This is a genomic window from Sutterella sp. (assembly GCF_030539355.1).
Lineage (GTDB): Bacteria > Pseudomonadota > Gammaproteobacteria > Burkholderiales > Burkholderiaceae_F > Sutterella.
Map to the genome: position 1 here is coordinate 1 of NZ_JAUNSF010000076.1, position 15,188 is coordinate 15,188.

Genomic DNA, 15,188 nt, shown 5'->3' on the forward strand with positions numbered 1-15,188 from the left:
AACACGAATCGAAGTCTTCAAATTGTCATCAAGAGGGCTTAAGATCTGCAGGTTTAACCACTCCCCGCAGTTTTTTCCGAGGTTCAACATGGCCCGCGTGCTCAACATCGGCTCGCTCAACATTGACAACGTCTACCAGGTGCCGCACTTCGTGCGCGGCGGCGAAACCCTTGCGGCCTACCGCCGCGCCCGCCACGTCGGCGGCAAGGGCCTCAACCAGAGCGTCGCGCTCGCCCGCGCGGGCCTTGAGGTGCTCCACGCCGGCCGCATCGGCACCGACGGCGAGTTCCTGAAGGAGTTCCTCCGCAAGGAAGGCGTGGACGTGAACCGCGTCGAGGTCGATGACGCCGAGGCCTCCGGCCACTGCTTCATCCAGATCTCGCCCGAGGGCGAGAACTCGATCCTCTACTATCCCGGCACGAACGTGCGCCTCACGAAGGACTTCATCCGCGAGGCGATCCGCACGCTCAACCGCGGCGAGGCGCTGCTCATCCAGAACGAGACGAACGGCGTGAAGGACACGATCCGCTACGGCCTCGAGCGGAATCTGCGCATCATCTTCAATCCCTCGCCCTATGACAGCTCGGTGCCGCTCCAGCCCCTGGACGACCTCGCCGCCGTCATCATGAACGAGACGGAGCTCGAGGGCATCCTCGACCTCAGCAAGCGCGACCGCACGGACGATCAGTACCTCGAGCTCATCGCCGAGCTCGGCAGCCGCTACCCCAACACGGCGCTTCTCGTCACGCTCGGCAGCCGCGGCTGCGCGGTGCGCTATCCCGGCTGCATTCCGGTCGTCATCCCGGCCTTCAAGGTGCACGCGGTCGACACGACGGGCGCGGGCGACACCTTCACGGGCTTCGCGGTCCGTGCGCTCATCGAGGCCTGGGAGGCCGAGGACGAGGAAGTGCCGCTTGACCGCATCTATGAGAAGCTCCTCACGGGCATCCGCTTCGCGCAGATGGCCGCCGCGATCTCGGTCACGCGCGCCGGCGCCGCCCAGTCGATCCCGAAGTGGGTCGAGGTGGACGCCGCGCTCGCGAGGCTCTGATTCCTCCCGCGGCAGAGAGCAGGATCATGACCGAAACGGCTCCGAGGAAAATCATCCTCGACTGCGACCCGGGCTACGACGACGCGGCGGCGATCATGCTCGCCGCGGGCTCGCCCGGCCTCGAGGTGCTCGCGATCACGACGGTCGCGGGCAACCAGACGATCGGCAAGGTCACGAACAATGCGCTGCGCATCGCGCGCATGGCGGGCCTGAAGGACATCCCCGTCGCCCGCGGCGCGGTGAGGCCCTTGCTGCGCCCGGCCGTCGCCGTTGCCTCCCAGATCCACGGCGAGACGGGTCTAGACGGCGTTGACCTCCCCGAGGCGACGCTGCCGCTCGATCCCCGTCCGGCCGCCCAGGTGATCGTCGACATCATCATGCGCGAGCCCGAGGGCACGGTGACGCTCGTTCCGACGGGACCGCTCACCAACATCGCGATCGCCGCGAGGCTCGAGCCCCGGATCGTCTCCCGCGTCAGGGAGGTCGTCCTCATGGGCGGCGCCTGGCGCGAGGGGAACGCCACGCCCTGCGCGGAGTTCAACATCGAGAACGACCCCGAGGCCGCGCAGATCGTCTTCAGCGAGTCCTGGAAGGTGACGATGGTGGGACTTGACCTCACCTACCAGGCCCGCGCGAGCGAGGAAGTGCGCGAGCGCATCCGCGCGGTCGGCAACCCCTCGTCGAAGTGCCTGTGGCAGATTCTCGAGATGTTCGCCGAGAACTACCGCGTCTGGAGGGGCTTTGACTCGCCCCCGCTGCACGATCCCTGCGCGGTCGCGTACGTGCTTGATCCGACGCTCCTCGAAGTGCGCGCCGCTCCCATATCCGTGGAAACCCACGGCACGCTCACCTACGGCATGACAGTGGCGGACCTGCGCGGTCCCGCCCCGGAGGGCTGCAACACCTTCGTCGCACTCAGGATCGACGTCGACCGTTTCTGGGACCTCATGGTCCGCGCGGTCGAGCACCTCGGCTGACCAGGTCTGAACATACGCTTCACGTGCGGCTCCTCTATGGAGCCGTTCGTGTCTCCGGGGCGCTCTGTTGCAGAACGATGCAAAACGGGAAAAACTGAAAAATTTTCGGTTTCCGGGAGCCTCGCGCGCGGGGCCGGCGTCCCTACAATGAAAGTGAACCCAGCCGTTTCCCTTTCCCCTTGAGAAGCCGAGGAATTTTCGCTACGTCAATGGGCGTTCGTCTGACTCTTGCCACCATGGCGCTCACGCTCGTCGGGGGCGCCGCCGCCATCAACTGGATCGTCTTTGATCGCGTCGGCTACCTCGCTGACGTGGTCGTCACCGATCCTGTCGAGCACGCGACAGAGCTCTACAACAGCGGCAAATACCGGGAGGCCGAGGAGTACTCGTCCTTCTGGCTGTCGCTGCCCGGAGCGGACGAGGATCCGCAGGAACACGCGGCCGTGCAGGCCGTGGAGCAGGCGGCGCGCGAGAAGCGCTCGGACATCTCGTATCAGGCCACCGAGGTGACGAAGGGCTTTCTCCTGGACGAGAGCGTCGAGGACTACGGCCAGGCGGCCGGCGCCCTCTCGAGCCTCCTTGTCGTGGGCGACATCCGCGACCTCGTCCGCGAGGGCTGGCACTGGACGCAGGGCGAGGAGGTCGATCCCTTCATCACGTCGCTCTCCGCGCTCGGCGTCGCGCTCACCGCCGTCTCGATCGGCCCCCAGGCGCCTGCGGGCGGCGCGGGGAAGACCGGCATCGCGGTGCTCAAGGCCGCGAAGCGCGCCAACAAGATCCCGCCGCGTCTCGAGAAGGAGATCCTGCTCGCGGTGCGCGGCGGCACGAAGGGCATGGATAAACTCGCCCCCGTCGCTGATCTCGTCAAGTACGGCGAGAAGCAGGGCCTTGCGGCGACGATGGAGGTGCTCGCGAAGAGCGAGACCCTCGCCGAGATCCCGCGCGTCGTGCGCGCGGCCGAGAAATACGGCGACTCGGGCCGGGCGATGCTGCGCTGGGGCGGCAAGGACGTGGTCCGCATGACCGAGAAGCGCGGAGCCGCGGAGGTCCGCGCCGCGGCGAGGTACGGCGGCGACGCCGTCGCAAAGCTCGAGCGCGTGCCCGCCAGGGCGCTCGTGCGGGACATCAAGCACTTCACCGCCCTCACGGCCGAGGCGGCGTACGCGACCATGAAGCTTTTCCTTCAGGTGGTCGAGATCCTATTCGGGGCCGTCGCCTTCATCCTTTCCGGGCTCGGCATGATGAAGACCGCCGCGGAGTTCCTCGCCCGTCTCGTCCTCAGGGTGTGAAAAAAGGGCGGGAAGCCCCTTCCAGATTGGAGCCTGCCCGCCCAGAAAACTGATCTGTCATCCGCTGCGTCAGCCCCCCGGCCTTCGGCAGCGTTAACGACGATCAGATCAGAAACTGTGATGAACGCCGGCGAAGAACGTCGAGGCGTTCTTGCCCACGACGGTGTCCGGACCGGCCGAGGAGCCGCCGCCGCCCGAGAGGCTGTAGTCGGCGTTGTCCTCGTTCCAGACGCCGATCGCACCGCAGTAGAGGAAGGTGCGCTTGCTGAGCGGATAGTCGTAGCGCATGCCGGCGCTCCAGGCGTCGGCCTCGTCAAGCGTGCGGTTGTGCGCGTAGCCCACTGTCACGGCGATCTTGCCGCCCGGAACCGGGGCGGAGAAGCCCGCCTGCGCGGCGAGGATCGTATCGGAGCCGAGCTTCGTGCGGGTGCCGGCCGCGTTGTAGACGTTGGAGGAGCGGAAGTCGTCGCCCTTGCGGAAATTCACCATGATGGCGGGCTTGATCCAGCCGAGGTCATAGGTGGCGCCGATCGAGGATAGGAAGTCCCAGCCGCCGTACTGCTGACCCTCGGTGCCGAGGTGGAAGCGGGACTTGAGCGCGGCGCCGGCCACGACCACGTTCACGGGGCCGTCGACGTAGCGCACGCTCGCGCCGTAGTAGTTGCGGCGGGTGCTCGAGGCCGAGCCGTCGTCACGGGCGTCCTCGCCGAGCGCGGCCATGGCGTGCACGAGGAAGTTGCCCATCTTCGGGGACTTCCAGACCACGGAGTTGTCACGGCGCGTGCCGTTGTCAGTGGCGTTTCCGCCGTTCACGCCGCGGTCGATCGGCTGGGAGAAGGTGCCCATCGCCGAGCCGAGCGCGAGGCCCGCGGGATCCATCGAGGCGAGTGCGATGAAGGTCGGGGTGTACTGGCGGCCGAAGGAGAGCGAGCCCAGAGTGTTGCTCTTGAGACCCATGGTGGCCTCGTGATGGAAGAGGTAGCTCGACTGCGTGGAGTTGTCCGGGGAGGAGGCGCCGTAGTCGGTGAGCATGCCCATCTCGAGCTTGAAGAAGGCGGCGAGACCGTCGCCGAGATCCTCGGTGCCCTCAAGCGTGAGGCGGGAGCCGCCGGCACCGCCGCTCGACAGGCGGGCCTGAGTGCCGTCGCCGTTCGAATAGGCTTCGATGTAGTTGTCGATAACGCCGGAGATCTTGACATCGGCGGCCTGGGCGGCGGAGACGGCGCCCAGCGCTGCGATGACGGCAGCGGCGGTAAGGGACTTACGCATGTTTTTGTTTTCCTTCATTCGGGAATTTCGGGGTTCTGCGAGTGCCTCGGGTCTGAAGGGGCCCCGGACCGTGAGGGAACGGATCACGTACGGTCCGGGGGACTCCATGACTGACCGGACCCCGCGAAAACTTGTTGTCTGACCTCTCAGCCGGCGGACTGAGATGGTCTCTTGAGGGCGTCCGTTTCACCGGACGCGTCGATCAGTCTGAAGGCATCCAATAAGGAGCCGCAACCGAGAGCCGCCTCATGCACATGACGTCTATCGGGTCTGGGGGACAGAAAATGAAGGATTCCCCATAAAAAACAAAACGCTCCTCAGATCGGATCTGAAGAGCGCTTTCCAACGTTTTCCAGCCCGGCGGGATGGCTGGAGAGGCAACTGTCCAACTTGTTGTAATTTCCTCGTCGCCGTTTCAAAAGTTTTGGGTGGTCCCGTGCGGCACCGGAGAAGAGGAGCCGGAAGGGCTGCGGAAAAGAAAAAACGGAAAGCCGCGGACGACTTTCCGTTTGATCTTTGTGGGGTTTCGGCGGGTGCACGATTCCGCCGAAGCCTTTCGCCTCATTCTGTCAGGCTGCGTGAGGCAGGCGTTTCAGGAAACCTGTCTGTCCGCAGCCTTCTGACAGCGGATTAGAAGCGGTGCAGGATGCCCGTCGTGAGCTCGTAGCCGCTCGGCTTGGCGTCGATGGTGGCGGACTCGATCTTCTCCTGCGTCCAGCCGCCCATGAGGTAGACGGAGGTGCGCTTCGTGAAGGCGTAGTCGTAGCCAGCGCAGAGAGTCAGGCGCTTGAAGTCGACGTCGTTCTGGTTCTCCATGTCACGGTAGGCAACCTGGGCCTTGGCAACGCCGCCGCCGATCGGGTAGTTCACGCCGAGGCTGTAGCCCAGGCCGTCAACGTAGCCATAGGTGGCAGCACCGAGGTGCTGCGTAAGACCGTCAGCGATAATGCCGGCACGAGAGAGCTGCTGATCCTTGAACCACTGGACGAAGGCGATGACCTTGAGCTGGTTGTCAAAGGTGTAGTTGCCGCCGACGGTCCAGGTCATGCCGTCGTCGCCGTTGTTCTTGTCATTGCCGGCGTACATCGTCATGTCGCCCACGACGATGGCCTCGAAGGCACCGTTCTGGTAGCGCGCGGCGAGAGAGGCATAGCGCTCAGAGGTGGTCTTGTTTTCAGCACCATCATCCGAGTCGTTCTTCATCGAGTACATCGCATAGCCCGTCAGGCCGGCGAAGGTCGGCGTCTTGTAGCTGATGGCGTTGTTGACGCGCGTCCACTTCGAGGCGGAAGCGTGGCCAGAGCCGAAGGCCGAGGTCGTGTTGGCATAGAGCACATCGATCGCGCGGAAGAGGCCGTTGGCGCCGAGCGTGCTGCCGAAGACCGGCATCAGGCCGAAGCGAACCTCACCGAACGGGCCGGTGACGTAGACGTTGGACTCGCGGCCGAAGATCTTGCCGGACTGAGTCAGCTGGCCGTCATCGGAGTTGAAGCCGTTCTCAAGCACGAAGCCGACCTTGTAGCCGTTGCCGAGGTCCTCGGTGCCGCGCAGGCCGAAGCGGGGGCCAAATTCCTGGCCCGTGGTCATCTTGAGCTCATCGGTGCTGTCAACGCCGGCCTTGTCGGCATCGGTGTGATAGTAGGTGAGGCCGGTGTCGATAAGGCCGTAGACCTGGACGTCAGCGGCCATGGAGGCGGCGGCAAAGCCGGAGAGAACGGCGAGAGTCAGAAGAGACTTTTTCATGATTCTTTGATCCTTGAGTTGTTTTTCACTGTTGGTGGGACAGTGATGACGGGCTGAGCAGATACGCCGATACCCGGACGGGCCGGGTAATCGAACGAGCAGAGAATCTGTTCAGCACGCTTCTTTTGGTTTGACCCGCCGCCGCGCGGGTTGTGACGGCGGCGAAGCCAGTTTCAAAACGGGTGAACCGGAGAGACGGGGATCGGGAACCCCTGCCCTTCCATGATCCCGGCTCGATCAGTGCTTCATTTTGAAATCAAACTTGTGGCACTGGGCGCAGTAGTTGTCCTCGGGCTCATGCTGGTAGTGGCAGAGCACGCAGTCGTTGTTGTGCGGAGCGGTGTGGGGGTTCGGATTCAGGGCCTTCGTGCGTTCAGCGACGTTTTCGCGCTTGTGGCACTGCAGGCAGACTTCCTGATCAGGGAACTCCGGGCTCTTCATGTCAGCGCCGTGGCAGGTCTTGCACTCAAGACCGCGCGCGACGTGACGATCGGCACCGAAATCCGCAGCCTGAACGGCAGCAGTCGAGAAAAGCAGAGCGCTCGCGAGGATCAGGGCGAGGTGTTTCATGGGAAGGATCTCCGAGGTTCGTTATGTTTTGTTTTCTACCTTTTCCCCTCGGGCGTCGGCAGATGGTTCACTTCTTCGCGTGATACCGGTCTGTCGGCGCCTTCAGGGCAGGAGAGTTTGGGGTCTCAGTGAGGCAGATCCTCATGGAAGAGGTTCTGCCTCAGGGTTTGCCGATCAGCAGCCCTTGAACTTCGCGGCCGAGCGAGCGGCGACGCGGCCGAAGATCATGCAGTCAGCAACGGCGACCGTGCCGAGACGGACCATGCCGTGCACACCGCCCGTGATCTCGCCGGCGGCGTAGAGGCCGGGGATCGGCTTGCCGCGGACCGAGAGAACCTCGGAGTTGTTGTTGATCTCGAGGCCGCCCATGCAGTGGTGGACGCGCGGCCAGAGACGGCAGGCGAGGATCGTCTTGTTCGGATCGATCGGCTTGGAGTTGTCGAAGAACATGCAGTTGAAGTCCGGGTCCTTCTTGGCGGCCATGTAGCCGTTGAAGGTCTCGTGGGTCTTCAGGAGCTGCTCGTACGGGATCTTCAGGTCATCAGCCATGGCCTTGAGGTTGTCGTACTTCTTGACGACGCCGTTCTTGAGCGAGCGCTCATAGATTTCCTGCGTCATGTTCTTGCCGATGATCACGGCCTCGGCGTTCTCGAGCGAGGTGTAGATCACGCAGGGATGGCCGATGGCGACGATGGCGTCAGCACGGACCTTGCGGTTGCCGGTTTCCATGATGAAGCGCTTGCCGGTGGCCGGATCGACCATCGGGCCGTAGCCGACGGCGGACTCAACGAAGAGCGGGGCGACGCCGAAGCCGGACTCGTCAGGCGAGGTCCACGGGCCGAGCTGGATCCAGTCCATCTGGATGGTGTTGGCACCGATCTCCTGGGCTTCCTGGATCATTTCGCCGGTGGCACCCGGATGGTTCGTGGAGGTGAAGGCATCCGTGAGGCGCGGGTCGTGCGACATGCGCATCTGGACGTTCTGCGAGAAGCCGCCGGCGGCGAGGAGCACGCCGTTCGTGGCGCGGATGTAGGCTTCCTTGCCCGAGTTCTCACGGCCGAAGCGATAGTTGTTGCGAACCTTGACGCCGAGGACGCAGCCCTTGTCGCTCACGATGATCTGGTCGACGATGCAGCGCAGACGCGGCTGGATGCCGAGTTCCTTGAGCTTGGCGAGCATCGGGTTGATGAAGCCGGAGCCGGAGTTGTTCGTGACGGCGTGCGAACGGCGGACGGAGTGACCGCCATGGTACGTGACGGCCTTGAACTGAACGCCGATCTTGTCACGGAGCCAGTAGAAGTTCTCGACGCACTCGTCGGCGATGCGGCGGGCGAGTTCCGGATGGGCGAGACCGCCGCCGGCCTTCAGAATGTCGCGGTAGAGGACGTCCGGGCTGTCCTTGATGCCTTCCTTCTCCTGCATGTCGGTGCCGGCAGCGGCGACGGCGCCGCCGTTGATGATGGAGTTGCCGCCCGGGACCGGCATCTTGTCGAGGACGAGGATCTCATCGGCCTTCATGCCGAGGCTCTGGGCCTCGAGGGCGGCGGCGAGGCCGGCGAAGCCGGTGCCGACGATGACGAACTTCTTCGTTTCGTTCCAGTTGATGTCCTTCGCCTCAGCAGCGGAAACGGTCTTCACGAACGAGAAGGAACCGACGGCGGCGGCGGTGGCGGCGCCGAAGAGCTTGCGGCGGGAAATTTCAGTGGACATGTTTGCTTCTCCTAAGATGAAATATGCTTTCGGCGGGCCCGGCCGCAGGAACACGAGTTCCGAGTTGAATCGGTTCCTGCGTCACTCTCCCTTCGGGTGAGAGCCTCGCTTGCTGCATGACCGTAAGTTTGAATTCATCTCTTCGCGGAATACACCCAACTGCTTAGGTACAATGTGTTAGCGTTTCTCCTACCTTGACATAGATAAAAAGGCATAGTTGCATGCTTACAAATGAGTAGTACCAAATGAGAAGATTCTCCGCCGAATGGTATAAGGCCACGTCTCAGTGCCGTTTCGCCGGTCCCTGGCCGGACCTTTCCGGACCGCGCGTCCCCATCGTTCCCTGGCTCTGCCCGCCGCTTGAGGCCACGGCGCGACGTCATTTCGCGAAACATGGCGAGGTGCACGAGTATCTCCCGGGCGACTGGATCTGCCCGAACGTGCAGGTGAGGCACCACTACTTCGTCTTCGTGCTCTCGGGCCTCACGGGCCGCATCGTTGCAACACTTGAAGGACAGGCGGGCGCCGGCGCCATGGCGCTCTCCTCAGCCGGACGGCTGGCTTCGGGCAACCTCAACTTCATGACGGGACGTCCCGCGATCGGGCGCTATCAGGCGCTCGCCCACACGAAGCTTCTCGTCATTGACCACAGGGTCACGCACGAGACGCTCTGGCATGAGTCGGTGGATTACCTCAAGATCGTCTTCGCGCAGAACGAGCTCATCAACCTCACGGACCGCATCGGCTTCGCGATGATCGGGCTCCTGCCGGCGATGGACCGCCTGAAGGCGCTGCTCCTCACGTGGTCGCTCTACTACGGCACGCTCTCAGAGGAGAACGGGAAGCTCATGACGACCATTCCGCTCCCCGGGCGCAACACGCATGTCGCGCAGGTGATCCGCACCTCGACGGTGACGCTCGACGGCCTCTTCGCGGAACTGAAGAGCGAGGCAGGGTACCGCCGCTCCGGCGACTTCATGACGTTCGCGGTCGACGCGCTCCAGGGCGTGCATGACTGGATGCGATACGCCGACGGCGAGGGCGCGCACCTGCCGCGTCCGAAGTGGGTGCAGGACCTCCTCACCTCGGCCCAGGACGAGCCCTTCTACGCCGTGGACGGCTCGGACGCAGTTTAAAGTCGTTCAAAACTGACGCCGCGGAATTCCGCGGCGCCAGGAGGGTTGTTTGGGCCTTTTTTAAGAGGCCGACTCAATGGTGAGGGCGTAGCCCTCGATCGCGTTCTCGATCGTGATGACCGATCCTTTCGCGCGCTTCTCAATAAGCGCGCCGAGGATCGGTTTTCCGTTTCTGCGGAGCACGCGCGTCTCCCGCTTCTCGCCCCTGCGGACCTCCATCGCAAGGTCGCTCGTGAGCGCGCTCTTCACGTGCTCGGCGGGCCAGAGCGTGAAGGTGAGGTCCCTCAGGAGCTTTCTCGCATCCACCTCATGCGGCAGCCTCGGGCTTCTCGACTCATCGATCTTGACGCCGTCCCACTTGAACGTCCAGACCGTCATGCCCATGGCGGTGAAGACGGCGTTGACGCCGGAGGGATCCGTGACAACGAGCGCGCGGAGCGTCGGCACCGAATCCGGGGCGCCGGCCTCCACGGCCTTGGGGAGGAACCGGATCCGGATCTGCTGGTCGAGCGACCGCGACGGGGCGTTCCGGACCGCAGGGAGGAACCTCGGGGCCATCCCGCCGTCATCGACGATCTTCGGGAGCGTCGGCTCGGCGGGTTTCTTCGGCGCCGGAGCCTTCGTGCTGCCTGCGGACTTTTCCTTCGCCGAACGGATCGGTGCGCTCTTCGTTCCCTGGTCCCCGGACGTGACGGCGCAGCCCGTGGCAAGAAGCGCTGGGCAGAGCGAAATCGCGAGGAGCGTGCGGCGGCGGGAATACTGCATGTTGCGGACCTCCGGGAGGGGGTGAGGGAGATTTTCGGGCGGGATCTGAGGAGAAGTCTCGGACCACGGGCGTCGGAATTCCGATATTAGTGGTTTGCGGCACCGCATGACGGGCCGGAAAGTCAGACTTTCGGCGTAGCTTCCGCTGTCGCGCCCTCCCGCGGTCTCAGGAGCGGCGTCGCGATCCAGATGGCGATCTGGCCCGTGAGCACCGTGAGACCGAAGACCGTGAGCGCGGGCGTCGCGGAGAAGGCCAGCAGCCCGAAGGAAAGCATCGTTGTCACCCCGGAGAAGAGCACTGCGGCTGCGGTGCGGCCGTCGTTGGGGCTTCCGGTGAGGAAGATACCGTAGTCGACGCCGAGGCCGAGAAGGAGCGTCATCGCGAGCGCGGCAAAGAGCGTGAGCGGGTGGCCGGTCACTCCAAGCGCGGCGGCCGCGGTGAGGATGCCGATCGCGGAGGGGAGCACGGCGCGCCAGCTCGCCCGGCCGAAACGCAGCGTGAGCGCGGCCCAGAGGAGCGGGAGCCCGAGCGCGAGGAGCGTGAGCACGCGGTCGCGGTAGAGCGACAGTCCCTCGCTCATCCCGCGCGTGATGTCAACGAAATGGACGCCGTCGCCGGCCTTCGCCGCGGCGGCATGAAGGGGCGCGAGCGACTGCTGCGTCACGCCGGCGAGCGTGAGCAGAAGCGCCGCGCCGGACGCGTCGTCCTTCAGCACAAAGCGGTTCGCGGCCTCGGCCACGGGTGTCGCGGCAATCGCGGCGAGCGTGAGCGGCTTTTCCCCCGGGCCCTCGGGCTGGGCGCCGAGCAGCGCCTCGATGCCGGGGCCGGCGAGTTCGATCGCCTTCACGGTGAGTGAGCGGTCGCTCTCCTGCGCGGCGAGGCCCGGGAGCCACTCCGAGAGCCCGGAGGGCGTGACGCCCCTGAGCGCCGGGTCCGCGGCGAGCGCCTGCCTAAGGCTCGACTCGCGCGCGAGCGCCTCGTCAAGAGTCCGGCCCTCGACCACGAAGGCCTGGGCGGGCGAGGCAATGCGCAGACGCGCGGCGACGGCCTGCTGAGCGGAAAGAAGGGACTGCGGCGCGGCCTGCAGGTCCCGCACGCCCGAGGCGAACTCAAGCTTCGGGAGCCCCACGGCAAGGAGCACGACGAAGAGAACCGGGAGCGCCGCCGTGACGGGTGACTTCATCGGTGCGCGCAGGGTCTCTGCCGTGAGCCTCGGAATCCGAGGGAGCGTCCGCTCGAGCCACCCGAGGAGCTTTGTGTCGCCCTTCGGGGCGAAGCGCTCGACGAAGGGAAGCGCCGCGAGCACGCAGAAGAGCGTGCCGATGAGGCCCGCGGCGGCAAGCACCGCCATCTGCTTGAGGCCCGGGAGCGGCGTCACGGCGAGCACAAGGTAGGCGGCGGCGGAGGACCCCGCGGCGCAGAGCAGCGGCGCGAGGAGCCTGCGCCGGCGGTCCCTGGCGGATTCCTCCGGGCGCCTCAGCGCGAACCAGTGCGAGGAGTAGTCGATCGAGACGCCGATCAGCGTTGCGCCGAAGACGAAGGTGACGAGGGAGAGCGTGCCGAAGACCGCGAAGGACGCGCCCATGGCGATCGCAAAGCCCGCGGCGACGGTCGCGGCCATGAAGATGATGGTGGAGAAGCGGCCGAAGAGAAGCCAGGCGAAGACCACGACGCCCACGGTGGAGACGACGCTGATCAGAGTGATCTCGCTCTGGGCATTGGCGGCGATCACATCGGTGAAGAGCGGGACGCCGGCGGCGAGGAGCTCGGCGCGGGCCGAGGGTGAGCGTTCGCTCACATAAGCCGCTGCGGCGGCCTCGGCGTCCTTGACGGTCGCCGTGAGACCGGCGCTGCCGGAGGAGACCTGTGCGGGATCGGCGGTGAAGAGGAGCACGACGGTGCGGGAGCCGTCCTCGCCCGGGACCTCGAGCCAGGCGCGGCCGTTCTCCTCGGTGCGGCGCCACGGGAGCGCGGTGAGGCGCTCGGCGAGCCACTTGTCGAAGCTGCAGAAGGGGTCGCGCGAGAAGCCGAGCGCCTTGGGGGCGGGCGACGAGAGGCAGGCGACCGCGCGCTGCGTGAGGGCGGCCCGCGCCTGTGCCTCGGGAAGCGCGGTGAGCTTCTTCAGAGCCGCTCGGTCCGCTTCGGTAAGGAGCCGCCCCGCGGCCTCCGGAAGCTGGGGGAGCCCCGTCACGGCAGCGGCGGGCGAAGCGGTGAGCGCCGGGCTGGAGAGGAGCACCTTCTCCGCGGCCAAAGCGGCGCCGCGCGCGATCTCCGCGAGTGACTGCTCGCTTCCGGGATCTCCGGAAACGGTGACGAGCGCGATCACGGCCTGCGCGGACTCGCCGGTGAGGCGGGTTCTGAGCGCGTTCTCAAGCGCCGGGTCAAGCTCCGGCGCGAGGCTCGTGGGGAGCAGCGCCGCGAGGTCCGCGTCAAAGGGGCGGTCCGAGAAGCGCTCGACGCAGGCCGCCGCGGCCGCGGCGAGCACGATCACGAGCGCCGCGAGCGCGATGCGCCCGCGGGAGGCTTCGAGGAATCTGAGGAGGATCTGGGAGAAGAGGGCGGCGAGTCGGCGCACGGCAGCTTCGGGCAGTTTGAGAGGAAATCGGAAGCGTCAATTATCCGTCACTGCCGCGCACCGGTACGGTATTGGACGATCCCGAAGACGCGTGTGCCGGCGGTTCTCACGAACTGCCGGCACGTGGAGATCTTCAGACCTCAGGAGTTTTGGTCAGCGGGGCTGGCCGCCGCCCCGCGGAGGCTGACCTCCGCTCTGCTGGCCCTGGCTGCCCGGGCGCTGCTGCTGGGACTGCTGCTGTTGCTGTCCCTGATTGCCTGGGCGCTGCTGCTGTTGTTGTCCCTGATTCCCGGGGCGCTGTTGCTGCTGACCCTGCTGGGGCTGCTGCTGTCCGCCGGGACGCTGCTGCTGAGGCTGCTGACGCTGAGGCTCCCTCTGGCCGCCGGGCTGACTGCCGCCGCGGGCGGGCTCGGGCTGCCTCGGTTCATTGCGGCGCGGCTCAGGCTGCTTCGGCTGGGGTTTCGGCTCGGGCTTCGGCTCGGGAGGCCGGGGACCGGGTTCGTCGCTGCCGAGGATCGCTTGAAGGACGCCGTTCAGGGTCTGCGCTAGATCGGCGGACGCCAGCGGCGAGGCGGTGACGAAGGCGGCGGCAACCGCGGCACGGAAAAGATTGCGACGGGTGGTTCCTGACATGATCGGCCTCCTTCTTCAAGAGAGAAGTGAACACGGATACAAGTGTGTTCCGCTTCCTCAAAGTGTAACCGCCCGGCGTGCGGGCGGTGAATCGCGTCAGAAACGGTATGTTGCAGACCGTTCGCGGCTGTTTCGAAGGAAATCCGCCCGTGGGAGCGCGGCGGCCGGCGCTCCCCGGGACGGAGACTCTTCAATCAGGCGGGGCGGCCGCAGGTGAAGAGAACGATCGGCTCAAGGTGGGCGGCGAGCTTCATCGCCTCACGGAGCTGGTCATGGTCGAAGGACGCGCGGATGGTGCCGGCGAGGCCGAGCGACGTGGCCGTGAGGTAGCAGTTCTCGCCCATCGTGCCCGAGTCGACGTAGACGCCGGTCGGACGGGCGTTCTTGGCGCGCTCTTGGTCGGCGACGAAGACGATCGTCACCGGGGCCTTCTCGACGTACTCGAACTGGTAGGCGGTCGAGACCTTGCGGACGTCCTCGGCCGTGGTCTGCTCGAGGGTGTTCGTCGCGGCGTCATAGCGCCAGGCGCCGTCGGCGCGCAGCACATAGGGCGTCACGGCGCGCAGGTCGAGGGTCGACGGCGTCGTGCGGCGGCCGTCCTCGCTCGTGATGCCGGCCGAGGCCCAGAGGAGGGCGGAGAGCTCGGCGTCCGTGAGGGGCTCGGCGGTGCAGTCGCGGTTCGTGCGGCGGCGGCGGAGCGCCTCCTCAAGCGTGATCGTGAGCGCGGCGGGTGCGGGGAGCTGAATCGTGGGCATGTTGCCTCCTTGAAGCTGTAGTAGAAGTCGGTGGTTGAAAAATTCTGGTCGTGCGGCCGGGTCTCAGGAGCCCAGGAGCCTTGCCTCAAGCGCCGGCCCCTCGGCCGCGCGGGCGCGGGAGATGTCGAGCCGTCTCAGGAGGATCCCTGCGGCGCGCAGCAGTATCCGGGCCGCGCGTGCGGGGAGTTCCTCGCCTCCGCCCGAGACACGGATGAAGGCGGCGGCGCCGGGCGGCGTCGGGAAGAAGTCCTTGCCGGCCCAGGGGCACTCCGTGCGCGCGGGGGCCTCGTGGCCGCCCTTCACGGGAATGCGCTCGAGGAGCGCCGCGTCCTCAAGCGAGAGGAAGTTCATCGGGCTGTCCCACTCGTCCGTGGCGAGGACCTCCGCCGCGGGAGCGCCCTCGGGGCTGCCTAGCGCGGCGACGAGGAGCGGCGTCGTGCGGATGAGCCGCGCGGCGCCCTCGCGGGCGGCCGCCGGCGAGACTTCGTCAAGGACGATGCGGGCGGTGTCGCGGGCCTTGTCGCCGATCGTGACGACGCCGGAGCGCCTTCTCACGCCCGGGGCGGGTGTCTCCTCCGGGGCTTCCGAAGTTCGCCCAAGAAGCGCGAGGAAGAGCGCTTGAGTGGCGTGCTCTGACGGGGTGCCGCTCCGCGCCTCGAGCGCGATCGTGACGACGGGAGTCTGACGGGTTTCTGTCATTTCTCTCAAAAATCC

General features: G+C 66.1%; 13 protein-coding genes. 5 read left to right on the forward strand and 8 right to left on the reverse strand.

Annotation, left to right across the window (positions count from 1 at the left end; translation table 11 throughout):
- Positions 1-88 precede the first annotated feature (88 nt).
- The 3 genes from Q4F91_RS09880 to Q4F91_RS09890 all read left to right on the forward strand — a co-directional run bounded on the left by Q4F91_RS09880 (position 89) and on the right by Q4F91_RS09890 (position 3,317).
- A complete protein-coding gene (locus Q4F91_RS09880) occupies positions 89-1,051 on the forward strand; it encodes a ribokinase (RefSeq protein ID WP_303337246.1) in 963 nt (320 codons plus the stop codon).
- Between the two features lie 26 nt (positions 1,052-1,077).
- Positions 1,078-2,028 carry a nucleoside hydrolase gene (locus tag Q4F91_RS09885; RefSeq protein WP_303337247.1) on the forward strand — a complete coding sequence of 317 codons (951 nt, stop codon included), beginning with the start codon at positions 1,078-1,080 and terminating at the stop codon, positions 2,026-2,028.
- Between the two features lie 209 nt (positions 2,029-2,237).
- Positions 2,238-3,317 (forward strand): hypothetical protein, encoded by a 1,080-nt coding sequence (locus Q4F91_RS09890; RefSeq protein ID WP_303337248.1) that lies wholly within the window; start codon positions 2,238-2,240, stop codon positions 3,315-3,317.
- Positions 3,318-3,425: 108 nt separating this feature from the next.
- On the opposite strand, the gene Q4F91_RS09895 is transcribed toward Q4F91_RS09890, so the two are convergent.
- From Q4F91_RS09895 to Q4F91_RS09910, 4 genes are all read right to left on the reverse strand, one after another.
- Positions 3,426-4,586, reverse strand: coding sequence for a porin (locus Q4F91_RS09895; protein WP_303337250.1), 1,161 nt, complete (start codon positions 4,584-4,586; stop codon positions 3,426-3,428).
- Between the two features lie 630 nt (positions 4,587-5,216).
- A complete protein-coding gene (locus tag Q4F91_RS09900; protein ID WP_303337252.1) occupies positions 5,217-6,329 on the reverse strand; it encodes a porin in 1,113 nt (370 codons plus the stop codon).
- Positions 6,330-6,566: 237 nt separating this feature from the next.
- Positions 6,567-6,899, reverse strand: coding sequence for a cytochrome c3 family protein (locus tag Q4F91_RS09905; RefSeq protein WP_303337254.1), 333 nt, complete (start codon positions 6,897-6,899; stop codon positions 6,567-6,569).
- Positions 6,900-7,073: 174 nt separating this feature from the next.
- The gene (locus tag Q4F91_RS09910) at positions 7,074-8,609 is read right to left on the reverse strand and encodes a flavocytochrome c (protein WP_303337255.1); all 1,536 of its coding nucleotides are present in this window, start codon (positions 8,607-8,609) and stop codon (positions 7,074-7,076) included.
- Between the two features lie 401 nt (positions 8,610-9,010).
- Between Q4F91_RS09910 and Q4F91_RS09915 the strand changes: the two genes are divergently transcribed.
- The gene (locus Q4F91_RS09915) at positions 9,011-9,745 is read left to right on the forward strand and encodes a Crp/Fnr family transcriptional regulator (RefSeq protein ID WP_303337257.1); all 735 of its coding nucleotides are present in this window, start codon (positions 9,011-9,013) and stop codon (positions 9,743-9,745) included.
- A 60-nt stretch (positions 9,746-9,805) separates the two neighbouring features.
- Here Q4F91_RS09915 and Q4F91_RS09920 read toward each other — a convergent pair whose 3' ends face one another.
- Both Q4F91_RS09920 and Q4F91_RS09925 read right to left on the reverse strand, forming a co-directional pair.
- On the reverse strand, positions 9,806-10,510 hold the full coding sequence (locus Q4F91_RS09920) for a DUF3261 domain-containing protein (protein ID WP_303337259.1): 705 nt from the start codon (positions 10,508-10,510) through the stop codon (positions 9,806-9,808).
- A 122-nt stretch (positions 10,511-10,632) separates the two neighbouring features.
- A complete protein-coding gene (locus tag Q4F91_RS09925; protein WP_303337261.1) occupies positions 10,633-13,086 on the reverse strand; it encodes a hypothetical protein in 2,454 nt (817 codons plus the stop codon).
- Between the two features lie 123 nt (positions 13,087-13,209).
- Here Q4F91_RS09925 and Q4F91_RS09930 point away from each other — a divergent pair, with 123 nt between their 5' ends.
- Positions 13,210-13,635, forward strand: a complete 426-nt coding sequence (locus tag Q4F91_RS09930) for a hypothetical protein (RefSeq protein ID WP_303337263.1) — start codon at positions 13,210-13,212, stop codon at positions 13,633-13,635.
- Between the two features lie 278 nt (positions 13,636-13,913).
- Here the strand turns inward: Q4F91_RS09930 and Q4F91_RS09935 are convergent, their stop codons facing one another.
- Positions 13,914-14,474: a nitroreductase family protein gene (locus Q4F91_RS09935; protein ID WP_303337264.1), complete on the reverse strand. Its 561-nt coding sequence runs from the start codon at positions 14,472-14,474 to the stop codon at positions 13,914-13,916.
- A 63-nt stretch (positions 14,475-14,537) separates the two neighbouring features.
- Positions 14,538-15,188: hypothetical protein (locus tag Q4F91_RS09940; RefSeq protein ID WP_303337266.1), on the reverse strand; the 651-nt coding region annotated here is incomplete at its 5' end.

Bases quoted from the DNA above. Each gene is read 5' to 3' on its own strand.
- Q4F91_RS09880 (WP_303337246.1), top strand. From the start codon at position 89: ATGGCCCGCGTGCTCAACATCGGCTCGCTCAACATTGACAACGTCTAC.
- Q4F91_RS09885 (WP_303337247.1), top strand. From the start codon at position 1,078: ATGACCGAAACGGCTCCGAGGAAAATCATCCTCGACTGCGACCCGGGC.
- Q4F91_RS09890 (WP_303337248.1), top strand. From the start codon at position 2,238: ATGGGCGTTCGTCTGACTCTTGCCACCATGGCGCTCACGCTCGTCGGG.
- Q4F91_RS09895 (WP_303337250.1), bottom strand. From the start codon at position 4,586: ATGCGTAAGTCCCTTACCGCCGCTGCCGTCATCGCAGCGCTGGGCGCC.
- Q4F91_RS09900 (WP_303337252.1), bottom strand. From the start codon at position 6,329: ATGAAAAAGTCTCTTCTGACTCTCGCCGTTCTCTCCGGCTTTGCCGCC.
- Q4F91_RS09905 (WP_303337254.1), bottom strand. From the start codon at position 6,899: ATGAAACACCTCGCCCTGATCCTCGCGAGCGCTCTGCTTTTCTCGACT.
- Q4F91_RS09910 (WP_303337255.1), bottom strand. From the start codon at position 8,609: ATGTCCACTGAAATTTCCCGCCGCAAGCTCTTCGGCGCCGCCACCGCC.
- Q4F91_RS09920 (WP_303337259.1), bottom strand. From the start codon at position 10,510: ATGCAGTATTCCCGCCGCCGCACGCTCCTCGCGATTTCGCTCTGCCCA.
- Q4F91_RS09935 (WP_303337264.1), bottom strand. From the start codon at position 14,474: ATGCCCACGATTCAGCTCCCCGCACCCGCCGCGCTCACGATCACGCTT.